The following is a 12,383-nucleotide window of genomic DNA, read 5'->3' on the forward strand; positions in this document are numbered from 1 at the left end:
TGCTTGTGATTATGAAGTTATAGCTAATGTTGTGGCAGTGCTCTAGAAACACGTAGAGCCATCGCTTTTATGAATTATTGCGCCACGAATACAATATTTCGCGGCGCATGGATTTAATTTTAGCAGCGATATAGCTCTGGGTTTAGCATTGGGGCCATAGCTAGAATGATAGCTTGGGTGTAGATACTTTGCCGAGTTGCATGACCGTTGGTGAGCAGGCTGATTGCGCCACCTTGCTGCTTAATATTAACGGTGTTAAACATGCGGTCCATTACATTGCCAAGCTCTTCGCCTTGCGTTAGCGCTTGGTATACCAGCATGGGGAGCGGCAATAGTGCGCTGCGGCCAACACTAACTTGATCTTGGTAAGCAATGGCAATATAAGCAAATGTTGCTGGGCCATGGTCAAATAAATCTACGCCGCCTTCCATCGCGAAGTAGTAGTGTGCGTTATAGTTGCTCTGGCAGTATTTTACCCGGTTAATGGCACCTGCTTGGGTGGCAGTTTCTGTCATAGGTTGCTCGGCAACAAGCGACGGAGCATGCACGCCTTCGCATTCAATTTTTTGCTCAGGAAATAAGGTCGTTAAGGCTTGTTGTACTGCGCCCACTTTTACCGGGTTTTTAGAGCCGACAATGACTCGAATAACGTTTGTCATCTGTATTGCTTCTTTAATAGGTGTCGATTGATAAATGATAGCTGCGCTTACTAACGCGATAGTAAAATAGTCTAAACCAAGTTATCGATATAAATCATTAAATTAACTAAAAACATTTACAAATTGACGCAAATAAAAGCGCGAACTAGCTCAGTATTGGTAATTGGTGCGCAGAGCAGGGTCACCATTTTGCGATTGTTGTGATCTGGGTTGGGTTTGGTGCTTTGCAGTGCATGAGATGAATATCAGCATTTAATGAATAAGGTGAAAACGCTGTTAACTTGCGGTTCAAATTGGTTGCGCTTGTGGGTGTTTTTTGAAAATTTATTACATTCATTAAGTGAGCCAGATCCCGTTATCGGCATATTATGAAATTCAATGACAGAATGTGAACTCAGATCAATTTTTAACCCCTACATTAGCTTTACCTTAAGCGCGAAATTACTTCCTAGATAAAATTTATTGGTGCTTAACCACACCATTAAGGTAACACTAATGCAAAAAGACGCGATCAATACGCAAGGTGCGCAGCAAGCACACCTTGATTCAACTGCACCGCTTGCTTGGACACGACAAGATACCACTTGGATGTTGAGTTTATTTGGTACAGCTGTCGGTGCCGGAATTCTATTTTTACCGATTAATGCTGGTATGGGTGGTTTTTGGCCATTGGTATTAATGGCTGCCATTATTGGCCCTATGACATACCTTGCTCACCGCGGCTTGTCGCGCTTTGTGTGTTCATCAAGCAAGCCCGGTAGCGACATTACCGACGTGGTTGAAGAGCATTTTGGCGTAAAAGCAGGTAAAGCGATTACCTTGCTGTACTTTTTTGCCATCTACCCCATCGTATTAATTTATGGCGTTGGGATCACCAACACCGTTGATAGCTTTATCGTTAACCAGCTAGATATGGCGTCGCCACCACGTATTTTGCTGTCGGGCGCACTGATTGTCGCGATGATGTCGGTAATGGTTGCGGGTGAGAAATTCATGCTTAAAGTGACTCAGCTACTAGTTTATCCGTTAGTGGCTATTTTGGCGTTTATGTCTTTTTACCTGATCCCTGATTGGAAAATGGACGCGCTTAATGTCGTGCCAAGTACTGGCGCATTTTTAGGTACGGTGTGGTTAACCATTCCTGTACTTATTTTTGCTTTTAACCATTCACCAGCGATTTCACAGTTCTCTGTGGCATTAAAGCGTGAACATGGCCAACATGCATCTCGTAAAGCAGACTCAATTTTACGTAACACCACCATGATGTTAGTTGGGTTTGTAATGTTCTTCGTTTTCTCTTGCGTTTTGTCGCTGTCGCCAGCGCAACTGGCCGAAGCCAAATCTAATAACTTGCCAATTTTGTCGTACTTAGCCAACGAGCATGACAGTGGTTTTGTGAGCTACTTTGGTCCAGTTATCGCTTTTGTAGCCATTATTTCTTCGTTCTTCGGCCATTACATGGGAGCTACCGAAGGCATGAAAGGCATTATTAGTAAGCAGCTGCGCTCGAACAATAAAACGGTCTCAGACAAGAAACTTAATAAGTTTGTTTTGGCTTTCATGTTCTTCTCTATTTGGGCTGTTGCGGTTATTAACCCGAATATTTTGAACATGATTGAAGCGTTAGGTGGGCCAATTATTGCGGCAATCCTTTACCTTATGCCAATGTACGCCATTCATAAAGTGCCTGCTTTAGCGCCATACCGTGGTCGTTTAAGTAACATTTTTGTCGTGATTGCAGGCTTGCTATCAATGACAGCTATTTTGTTTGGTTTACTGTCTTAATTTGATTGACCTAGGGCTAAGGTAGCTTAGCCCTTAATTTCCCTTAGGTGACACCATGTTTAGCGCATTTGATATTTTTAAAATAGGTGTGGGTCCATCAAGCTCTCATACCGTAGGGCCGATGAAGGCCGCAAAAGAGTTTATTGACGATTTACGCCAAGCTGGCCAGTTCGATGCTGTGACACGTTTAAGTGTTGAAATTTTTGGTTCATTGTCGTTGACAGGCAAGGGGCATCATACCGATATCGCTATCATTATGGGCTTAGGGGGTAACACCCCTGAAAAGGTCGATATAGACGGCATTGCAGATTTTATTGCCCAGGTTGAGCTCACTAAACAGTTACCTATGGGCGATGAACAGCGCTTAGTTGATTTTGGTTTAGATGCGGTAGTGTTTCACGATTACGCGTTGCCAATGCATGAAAATGGTATGAAAATTCATGCGTTTGTGGGTGATGACAATGTCATGAGTAACACCTACTACTCCATTGGCGGCGGTTTTATTGTAGAAGAAGCGCAGTTTGGCCAACCAGCAACTAGCCCTGTTGAGGTGCCATACCCATACCATTTTGCCGATGAGTTATTGGCCATTTGTGATGATACCGGCTTAAGTATTAGCGCAATAATGTTCAAAAATGAACTCGCATTTAATAGCGAAAAAGATATCTATCAAGGCTTTGGTGATGTGTGGCAGACCATGCATGCGGCAATTGAAAAAGGTTGCCAGACAGAAGGTTTGTTATCTGGGCCGTTACGCGTTCCACGCCGAGCGCCTGCGCTTTATCGACAGTTGTTAACCGGTGAGCGATTATCACAAGATCCAATGGAAGTGGTTGATTGGATTAATGTGTTTGCAATGGCGGTGAGCGAAGAAAATGCCGCTGGTGGCCGAGTGGTGACGTCACCGACTAATGGCGCTGCAGGCATTATTCCTGCAGTATTAGCTTATTACGATAAGTTTATCAAACCGGTAGGAGAGCAAGAATACACTCGTTTCTTTTTAACTGCGGCGGCTATTGGTTCGTTATACAAGCGTAACGCGTCAATTTCTGGCGCCGAGGTTGGCTGTCAGGGTGAAGTTGGAGTGGCATGTTCTATGGCTGCTGCTGGCCTTGCTGAAATAATGGGCGGTAATGCGGCGCAAGTGTGTATGGCGGCCGAAATTGGCATGGAGCATAACTTGGGTCTGACATGTGATCCGGTTGGTGGCCAAGTGCAAGTACCGTGTATTGAGCGAAATGCGATTGCAGCAGTTAAGGCAATTAACTCGTCACGTATGGCCATGCGCCGTAACTGTAAGCCGAAAGTTAGCCTAGATAAAGTTATCGCGACCATGTACGAAACAGGTAAAGATATGCATGTTAAGTACCGTGAAACCAGTCAAGGTGGTCTTGCCATTAAAGTGACGAGTATTTGTGGCTAGTCGCTGCTGCGTGTTGTTGTTAATTCACTATCAAAAAAGGCCATCAATTGATGGCCTTTTATTTAGCTGGCGTCTTTGTATTTATTTACCAGAGCTTGGTGTCTCACTTCAACAGTTAGCTACTTTTGTTCATACATTAAGTAGTAACTTTGCTCCATACCGAGGTTACTATAGGTTTGCTGTGCTTTAGTGTTGTCTTGTTCGACATATAGTCTAAAGCTGGCAGCTCCACCTTGCTCAGCGGCAATATCTTTAACCGTTTGGTAGAGTTTTTTATACACCCCTTGGCGACGGTTTTCTGGGCGAATATAGACACTTTGGATCCAGTAATAGTTTTTTGCGCGCCAATCGCTCCATTCAAAAGTCACCATTAATGACCCCGCTATTTCACCATCGACCTCAGCGACTAAGTAAAAGCCTTTTGCAGGTGAGGTGAGCAGCGCATTCACTCCTTTCGTTAGTATTTCTGCATCCAGTAATAGGTTCTCGGTTTCTAAAGCCATGGCTTGGTTAAAGGCAACCAGTGCTTGTAGATCGGCTGCTTGGCCTTGACGAATTTTCATAGCGCTATATCCCCTTTTTTTTCAGTTACTTTAGCATGTGGCTTGGTTGTATGGTGGTAAAAAATTTATTTTCGCGAGCCAATTTCATTCGACTAAAGTCTAACTCTGCTACACTTTTCTAACCGTTTTTTACTGCAGAGGTCTGGATGTGTAACATGCCTGAGTCTCGTGAAGCTAAATATGATACTGACAATAAGCAAACGGATCCTGCTTTAAAGCCGATTAATCACCTGCGCCATTTTATAGCCACATTACTAACATTTGGGCTTTGGGGAGTTGTTTGGTGGTGGTTGATCTTACGATCAGAGGGTAAACACAAACAGCTGTTTACTCGATTTGATGAAGCGTATTGGAGTTACTTAATAGAGCGCGAACAACCGCCTGCAGCTTTATACCCAATGCGTTTTGGGGGTAAAAAGGGCAAGGAAACTCAATTGGATGCCTAACTTGCAGCCCTCCACTTATCGGTATACTAATTGTGAATATTGAGTCTGTTACATGACAAACTTGAGTTTGGTCATGAGGCGCTGCTGCTAAATGATATCGATTGTTTCACCGTGACTTGGATCATCCCTGTGTTTACCAGCACATGCTAAAATACTACGTTATTTTTTAGGCAACTGACGCAAGTTGGTGGCTGTCTTTCCTATTCTGTTGCAAGGTTTAACTATGTCAAAACAACAACCCTCACTTTTCAGTAAAGTGTGGTCAAGCTGGATGTCTGTTCCATTGTGGTTGCAAATTCTGATTGGTATGCTGCTGGGCATTTTAACCGGGGTTGCTGCCGGTGAGCAGGCAACGGCGTTAAAGCCCATTGGCACCTTGTTTGTAAATACCATTAAAATGTTAATTGTGCCGTTGGTCTTTTGCTCGTTAATCGTGGGCGTTACCTCGATGCAAGATACCGCCAGAATGGGGCGTATTGGTTTTAAGTCGTTTGCATTTTATCTTGGAACCACATCTATAGCGATTTCTATCGGGTTAGCTGTTGGCTATTTTTTAAAGCCAGGTCAAGGTCTTAATATGATTGCAGAACCATCGGATATGGTGGCCAAAGCGGCACCATCGGTGATGGAAACGCTGATTAATATTATTCCTACTAACCCCGTTGCTGCGTTAGCGAGTGGGCAAATTTTGCAAGTGATTGTGTTTGCTGTGGCGTTGGGGATAGCTTTAGTGCTGATTGGTGAACGCGGTAAACCTGCTATTGAAGTCTTTGAAAGCTTAGCTGAAGCTATGTATAAACTGACCGACATGGTTATGAAACTTGCCCCTTACGGCGTATTTGGTTTAATGGCTTGGGTAGCTGGCGAGTATGGCATTGGGATGTTATTGCCATTGATCAAAGTTGTCGTTGCAGTATATATCGGTTGCCTTATCCATATTTTGGGCTTCTATAGCATAGTGTTAACTGCGTTTTCTAAGTTGAACCCGGTTCAGTTTTTCAAAGGGATTAGTAATGCGATAGCTGTGGCGTTTACCACTTCAAGCTCGGCTGGGACCTTGCCTGCCAGTATGAAATGCGCCAACGAATATTTGGGGGTAAATAAAAAAATATCTAGCTTTGTATTACCTCTGGGAACCACTATTAATATGGATGGCACCGCACTGTACCAAGGTGTTACAGCATTGTTTGTGGCACAAGCGTTTGGTATTGATTTAACGTGGGTTGATTACACTACGATTATTTTAACTGCAACGTTAGCCTCTATTGGTACCGCTGGTGTACCGGGGGCGGGGCTAGTTATGTTGACATTAGTGCTAACGACGGTGGGTTTACCATTAGAAGGCGTGGCATTAATTGCGGGGATTGACCGCGTACTTGATATGGCGCGCACGGCGGTTAATGTGTCAGGTGATTTGGTGGCAACGACTGTTATTGCTAAATCAGAAGGTGAACTCAACGTAGACCATTACAACGCAGGTGCGAAAGAAAGTGCGAAAATGGCGGAGAAGCTAGAGTCATAGGGCTATTAGTTAATAATAAAAAACCGCCTTTTGGCGGTTTTTTATTATCTATAGCAGGCTACTTAGTCGTTTTGCTTAGCACGAGTAGCGTTTTATCATCTACATCTTGCAGCAATAACTTGCCCTTAGTTAACGCTGCTTGAGTAACATTGTGCATCGTTTGCATAACTTGCTGCTCTTGTGCCATTAACGCCTCGACACAAGCTTTTCTGGTGTACCCTGCAGGTTGTAATTGCAACGAATTGCCTGATAACGCATAACGGCCAAAAAAGTTATTACAGCTATTGTTGCCAGATAATTGACCTTCTGCTTCAAAAGTTAGTTTTGCGGGGCTATAGTCGATAACAGCTTGGCCGTTGGCGACCTCAATATGCCATGTACCTTCAATGGCTAAATCCTTAACTTGAGTTTGCTGGCTTAGATCGGTCGACTGGCAGGCCGTCAGAGCGAATAGCAAACTGGCTGTTATAAAGGATTGTTTTATCATGTTACGAGCCCATAGTGATTAATATCGATATCTTGCGGGTATTCTAGCGTAAAAATGGCTAGTGAAAGGGGATTTCTAGTGCAAACAAATGTAATTATTGTACTTAAACGGATGCATTGGCTGGGTTTTAGCCTGTTATTGAGCAGCACCGGTTTATATTCCTTTACTGAGATTGCATTGGAGGTAACCGGTATGGTGTTGATTGCGTGTTTAGCTGGTTTAGGCATGGTACTGATGTCGCCTTTTCCGATTGCGTTATTTTTGCAATGGGCGCAAAAACAGAACATCGATTAATACGGTTTAGTTGCTAGCTGTGCCCGTTGTTGCTCGAGATCATTTTCGGCTGCTTGTTGCATCGGTACTAATGACTGCTGGGCATCAGGCGTAAAAAAGCTTTTACCCACAATAATACTTATCTTACTCGCTTCTTTGCTTATTTTCTTTTTTAGACGAGTAATTAAAGTCTCTAAATTTAGTTCACTATCGATAAACGCTAAGATGATGAATTGGTTTTCATCTATTCTGGCTGACATATCAGCTTCCCTCAGGCTTTCGGCAATAATACGTGCTAATAGTCGCGCTTTTTGCGCTTGCGAAAGCGGCGCTGTGCGCAGGTGCGGGTTGTCGAGCATTTCTAACACTAAAAAGCCTGCGTGGGACCCAAAGCGGCGGCTTAAACTTAACTGCCTTGGTGCCATTAGGCTAAATCCGTAAGGGTTTAGCATTTGTGTGGTTTCGTCTTGAAACCTTAAGCGCTGTAACTGCTGCATTAAATATACATGCTTTAGCTCACTTTGGACCAAAGAGCGTACGGACTCTATCACCATCAGTGATGCCGCTGATGCCTGTGCAGTATTGGGATCGCCAATCAAAATACAACCAAATACTCGACCGTCAGGCCAAGATAACTGCAAAGTTAACACTTGAGCAAAACAACTAAATGCGTCTTCAAATTCGGTGGTGCTAAATGTATTAGTGCCAAAGCTGCTGCTAGCGATAACGGCGTTAATTAAAGATGAGTTGTCTAATTGTAAGCCGACTTTAAGACCACTGTCTGTTGGCTTGTTAATACAGACAATCTGCGCGCTTTGCTCAGTACACTGCACAATTAAGGCATTTTTAGCGTGATACAAATCGCACAGGATCTCTACCTGCTGTTGCCATTTTGGTAGGCTCACCGCAGGGTGGTCGTGTTCCGTTAACCAGTTATTGTGATTGATGTTTGGGGCTAACATTTATGTACTCGCTTGTTAATTTTACCTAGCAGCTAGAGGTTAAAACATTGGTTAGTATTGAAGTACTATACTGTGTTTTGCGTGTTGTACAAATGTTAATTTGGTGAAATGTTTGTGTGTTTTAGTTTGGCGTTCATTCGCCCGCTTGCTCTGGTGCAGCATTTGCGCAATCAAGGATTATTGAACGCGTTTTTAACGCGATAAACTTGTTACAATAGCCCCCATCAATAGGTTTTTTACGCTAGTAATATGATGAATAACGATATAAGTATCCGCATGGCGACATTGACGGATGCTCCCGCGCTTGCGGCCCTAGAGCAAAGTCAGCTGCAAGATGAATTATCTGTCGAGCAGCGCGGTAATAATTTGGATGGGCAATCGTTCAGTCAAACCGATATAACGAGTCTGATCAAACAGCATTGGATAGCGGTTGCTGAGCTGAATAATCAAATCGTCGGTTATGTCTTTGCGGGGCGGTGGACCTTCTTTAAGCAATGGCCAATCTATCGACACCTGTTAAAGCGCCTACCTAAAATTGACTATGAGCGAGCGAAATTAACAGAAACTAATACTTGTCAGTATGGACCTATTTGGATTGCTGCTGCCTATCGTGGCCAAGGTATTTTTGAAGCCTTAGTAAAGCGGATAAAAAAGGAAGTGGCTAACGACTTGCCGTATATGTTGACCTTTATCGCCGAAGATAATGCCGGCTCATTTGCCGCGCATACGCGTAAAGCACAAATGCAAGTTGTTGACTTTGTCAGTTTTGATGAGCGCGACTATTATTTACTTGTCATGCCGACTACCGACTCATATTTCTAAGGACTGTTATGTTGTCTGAAAATGTAGCCTCAATTTTTGCGCCGTATTCAAAGTTAAACCTCGCTGCGTTTGATAACCTCAAATTAGTGGTCGCGGTGTTAACGGATAAAGGCGAAGAGTGTCATGCTTTAACGGCTGAAATGTCTATTGAGGGTAAACTTGAAAATGCTTATTTGGTCCGCTGGGGTAAACACTTTATCTATTGTGGCCGAAATAACTCATATGGTAACCCTATTGATGAAGTGAACGATTTTGGTTGTATTCACCCCGAAACGATTGCGGTATTACAACCTCCAATATTATCAATGCAGCAGGTGTCTTTTATGTGTATGGAAAATTCACATTTTGACCACTGTTAGCAGTAAAGTCTTGCTGGCTGCATCACTTTTTCATTATTGAATACGCTTGAAAGGCGTGCATAAAAAAACCGATATTATTGTTAATATCGGTTTTTTATTAAGTGACTCATTATCACTTACACACTATTAAAGCTTAGCTAAATACTTGGGCTTTAATGGTTACTTAGAACCATGGGCCTTGCAATTTACCTTGCTCTAGCTCATTTGCATAACTGAGGTAATAGTTTCGGTTTGGTGCATTGTATTCACGTGCCGCTAAACCACGTAGCGCTTTAACCTTACCGGTACGGACTTTTTCAACAGGTGCATCTTTTAGCCACATTAGGTTGTCTGCAAGCTCAAGAGCCCATTGGAATTCGCCTGCTTTTAATGCGTCATCCATCTGCTTAGTCAACGCTTTAGTACCACCTGCAAGACGCGCTAGTTTTTGTGCTTCGTCTGCCGGAGCGAGTGGATTTAGTGTAGTTGGGTTACCGTCGTACCAGCCTAGAAGGCCTGCATATATAGCTCTAACAGCGTGCGGTACAGTGCCATAAAATTCTGTTAAATATGGCAGTTTCTTAAGTTCTGCCGGTAATTCAACTTCATGGGCAATGAGGTTAGGTGATTTACCTTGGTTAATACCTGCAACGGTTTGGTCGTAAACGCTGCGAATAGCTGCACTGTAGTTTGTTAACGCTGCAGTCGCGGCTTTTTGTCCTAATACCGGAATAGTATGGCCACCGATCACGGCTTTCGGGTTATGGTCGGCCATTTTTTTCACGCTGTTTGACCAGTTTGTTACGTCACGGTAAGGCGTGCCTCGAATAGCGTACAAGTTAGGGAAGGTGCGGTAGAAGTTATCACCTGCAAATAGAACTTGCTCTTTTGGCAGCCAAATATATTGTGCATCGTCGGTTTCACCTGGCGCGGCATGTAGCTCAAGTTCTACACCGGCAATGGTTGTACGGTATACATCTTCACTGATTGATAGTGTTGGCTTGATATGGCCTTTACCACGGTCATGGTCAAGTGTTTTAGCTGGGGCTAAACCACGGTGTGTTTCTTGGTCGGCTGGTAATTTACGGCCAAATTGACGTACCCCACGCGGGATTAAAATTGGGTTAATGAGTTTATTTGCCCCATGCTCACCCCCAAAACCTACTCGGGCAATCACTTCTGGGTTATCGTCACCGGCAAATACCGCTGCGCCACCTGTATGGTCACCGTGGCTATGGGTGTAGATAATCGCTTTAACTGGCTTTCCGCCGCTGAATTTTTGTAACTCGTTCCAAGCGTTAGTTGCAGAAGCTGGGCCCATCAACGTATCGATAATAATCACGCCATCATCGCCAACAATCATTGAAGTGTTTGCGCCATGGTAACCAACAGCAGTGTAGACGTTATCGCTAATTTTGACTATTTGCTTGGTAAACTGCTCAGCTTGTACATCAAGTAATGCTAGGGCCTTTTCTGGAGCAACTTGTGTGCCTGCCATTGTGGGGGCTGCAGCAAAGCTACAAACCAATGCTAGACCGATAAGTGATTTTTTAAATCTTGGGTTAAGGTTGTTCATTGGACTCTCCTGCTACTACGAGTGTTTTCATCAATTTCCAATAGTATATAGGCAAGATTGCACTTGTTTTACCCGTTTAAACTAACATAGACTGTTCCTAAAAGTGATCTAATAGCGGTGGCACTGATGCGCGAAACTCTTGAGCAGCTTAAACGAATAGGTATTTTTACTACGGTAGTTAAATGTGGCTCTTTTACTGGGGCCGGAAAACAACTGCAAATAAGCCGTAGCAAAGTGAGCGAACATATAAGTACCTTGGAAAAAGTACTTGATGTACGGCTTTTTCAGCGCTCCACGCGAAAATTGACTATCACGGTTGAAGGGCAGCAGTTTTATCAACAAACTGCGCAATTATTAACGATGGCCGACACCGCAATAGCCCAAGCTAAAGCGAGTAGCCATGATTTAAAAGGGCGTTTAAAGGTAAGTTGCCCCCATGATCTAGCACAAGACTTGTTAGCGCCATTTTTAAGACAATTTGGGCAATTGCACCCCGAAGTTGAATTGTATCTTGATGTACAAGACCAACCGGTGGATCTGCTTGATGATAATGTCGATATTGCGCTGCGCGTAGGTAGCCCAAAGGCGTCGTCATTAGTGGGGCAGGTATTAGCAAAAATGCCATTATATCTTGTGGCAAGCGCTGATTATTTAGCGCGTAACGGTACGCCGCAGACCTTAGAAGAACTGCACCAGCACCGTGGTATAGGTATCGAACCGCTGGGAAGGTTATCGAGTTTGACTATGGTCAACACTGAGGGGGAAACTCGGGCGCTACCATTGGGTGAGCATTACCATTCACAAAGCCCTAGAGGGGCAACATTGATGGCGCAGCAAGGGTTGGGTATTACGTTAAAGGCAAACTTCGTGTCCAATATCAATAACACCGGTTTGGTGAGGGTGTTACCACAGTGGAATATGTCGGGGTTAGTGCTGTCGCTGTTGTATCCTTCAAGGCGCGAGCTGCCAGCCCGTACTCGGGGCTTTATCGACCAGTTTAAGCTATATATTGCCGCGCAAGAGTGGAATTAACTTTATCAGTTACCCAGTGGTGACTACGCCATTACGCAGCAAGATTAACTAAGGCAAGGTAACCCCATTAACACCAGCGGTTTATCTTTAGTTTGATATTTTTTAAATAACTGCTCAATATCATTTGGCGCACAGTTGATAGCGCTAAACCCATGTTGAACGTAAAAAGCGGCAAGGTGAGGCAGAGCAAACAGATAAGTATTGCCATGACTAATAGTGGGTTTCAGTTGCTGCATAAGTTGGTGAGCAATACCTTGGCCACGGTAATCGGGGTGAACTAACATACCGGTTAGTATTTGTAATTGGCCTATCGGGCGAATGCGGGCGCTGGCAATAATTTGATGCTTGTGAGTTAAAACGCCAATCGACTCTTTTTGTAATAGCCGCGCATAAGGCATGTGTTGGCGATAAAACAGCTTCACCTCTTGACGCTGGCTGGCGTCAACCCAAGTTATTTGCAATGTGTTGCTCCCATATTTGTTACTAGGCCATATT

At 43.9% G+C, this 12,383-nt stretch carries 14 protein-coding genes; 8 read left to right on the forward strand and 6 right to left on the reverse strand.

Annotation, left to right across the window (positions count from 1 at the left end):
* Positions 1-119: 119 nt before the first annotated feature.
* Positions 120-659, reverse strand: coding sequence for an inosine/xanthosine triphosphatase (gene yjjX / locus RGE70_RS02435; RefSeq protein ID WP_310469968.1), 540 nt, complete (start codon positions 657-659; stop codon positions 120-122).
* A gap of 495 nt (positions 660-1,154) precedes the next feature.
* On the opposite strand from yjjX, the gene RGE70_RS02440 reads away from it, so the two are divergent.
* Positions 1,155-2,444 (forward strand): serine/threonine transporter, encoded by a 1,290-nt coding sequence (locus RGE70_RS02440; RefSeq protein WP_310469969.1) that lies wholly within the window; start codon positions 1,155-1,157, stop codon positions 2,442-2,444.
* Between the two features lie 55 nt (positions 2,445-2,499).
* Complete coding sequence (locus RGE70_RS02445) at positions 2,500-3,867, forward strand: L-serine ammonia-lyase (protein ID WP_310469970.1); 1,368 nt, start codon at positions 2,500-2,502, stop codon at positions 3,865-3,867.
* A gap of 119 nt (positions 3,868-3,986) precedes the next feature.
* Here the strand turns inward: RGE70_RS02445 and RGE70_RS02450 are convergent, their stop codons facing one another.
* On the reverse strand, positions 3,987-4,430 hold the full coding sequence (locus RGE70_RS02450; RefSeq protein WP_310469971.1) for a GNAT family N-acetyltransferase: 444 nt from the start codon (positions 4,428-4,430) through the stop codon (positions 3,987-3,989).
* A gap of 155 nt (positions 4,431-4,585) precedes the next feature.
* Here RGE70_RS02450 and RGE70_RS02455 point away from each other — a divergent pair, with 155 nt between their 5' ends.
* Complete coding sequence (locus tag RGE70_RS02455; RefSeq protein ID WP_310469972.1) at positions 4,586-4,876, forward strand: hypothetical protein; 291 nt, start codon at positions 4,586-4,588, stop codon at positions 4,874-4,876.
* Positions 4,877-5,099: 223 nt separating this feature from the next.
* A complete protein-coding gene (locus tag RGE70_RS02460) occupies positions 5,100-6,398 on the forward strand; it encodes a dicarboxylate/amino acid:cation symporter (protein ID WP_310469973.1) in 1,299 nt (432 codons plus the stop codon).
* 58 nt (positions 6,399-6,456) lie between these two features.
* Here the strand turns inward: RGE70_RS02460 and RGE70_RS02465 are convergent, their stop codons facing one another.
* Positions 6,457-6,885 (reverse strand): META domain-containing protein, encoded by a 429-nt coding sequence (locus RGE70_RS02465; RefSeq protein WP_310469974.1) that lies wholly within the window; start codon positions 6,883-6,885, stop codon positions 6,457-6,459.
* Positions 6,886-6,963: 78 nt separating this feature from the next.
* Between RGE70_RS02465 and RGE70_RS02470 the strand changes: the two genes are divergently transcribed.
* On the forward strand, positions 6,964-7,179 hold the full coding sequence (locus RGE70_RS02470) for a hypothetical protein (protein ID WP_310469975.1): 216 nt from the start codon (positions 6,964-6,966) through the stop codon (positions 7,177-7,179).
* Here RGE70_RS02470 and RGE70_RS02475 read toward each other — a convergent pair.
* Positions 7,176-8,120 carry a nucleotidyl cyclase domain-containing protein gene (locus tag RGE70_RS02475; protein ID WP_310469976.1) on the reverse strand — a complete coding sequence of 315 codons (945 nt, stop codon included), beginning with the start codon at positions 8,118-8,120 and terminating at the stop codon, positions 7,176-7,178. The two genes, RGE70_RS02470 and RGE70_RS02475, sit on opposite strands and share 4 nt — an antisense overlap.
* A gap of 264 nt (positions 8,121-8,384) precedes the next feature.
* On the opposite strand from RGE70_RS02475, the gene RGE70_RS02480 reads away from it, so the two are divergent.
* Both RGE70_RS02480 and RGE70_RS02485 read left to right on the forward strand, forming a co-directional pair.
* Positions 8,385-8,942, forward strand: a complete 558-nt coding sequence (locus RGE70_RS02480) for a GNAT family N-acetyltransferase (protein WP_375087925.1) — start codon at positions 8,385-8,387, stop codon at positions 8,940-8,942.
* Between the two features lie 8 nt (positions 8,943-8,950).
* Positions 8,951-9,301: a hypothetical protein gene (locus RGE70_RS02485; protein WP_310469978.1), complete on the forward strand. Its 351-nt coding sequence runs from the start codon at positions 8,951-8,953 to the stop codon at positions 9,299-9,301.
* A gap of 163 nt (positions 9,302-9,464) precedes the next feature.
* On the opposite strand, the gene RGE70_RS02490 is transcribed toward RGE70_RS02485, so the two are convergent.
* Positions 9,465-10,856 (reverse strand): alkyl sulfatase dimerization domain-containing protein, encoded by a 1,392-nt coding sequence (locus RGE70_RS02490; protein ID WP_310469979.1) that lies wholly within the window; start codon positions 10,854-10,856, stop codon positions 9,465-9,467.
* A gap of 126 nt (positions 10,857-10,982) precedes the next feature.
* On the opposite strand from RGE70_RS02490, the gene RGE70_RS02495 reads away from it, so the two are divergent.
* Positions 10,983-11,888, forward strand: coding sequence for a LysR family transcriptional regulator (locus tag RGE70_RS02495; RefSeq protein ID WP_310469980.1), 906 nt, complete (start codon positions 10,983-10,985; stop codon positions 11,886-11,888).
* 44 nt (positions 11,889-11,932) lie between these two features.
* Here the strand turns inward: RGE70_RS02495 and RGE70_RS02500 are convergent, their stop codons facing one another.
* On the reverse strand, positions 11,933-12,349 hold the full coding sequence (locus RGE70_RS02500; RefSeq protein ID WP_310469981.1) for a GNAT family N-acetyltransferase: 417 nt from the start codon (positions 12,347-12,349) through the stop codon (positions 11,933-11,935).
* Positions 12,350-12,383: the final 34 nt, after the last annotated feature.

The organism is Shewanella youngdeokensis (genome assembly GCF_033180165.1).
GTDB lineage: Bacteria > Pseudomonadota > Gammaproteobacteria > Enterobacterales > Shewanellaceae > Shewanella > Shewanella youngdeokensis.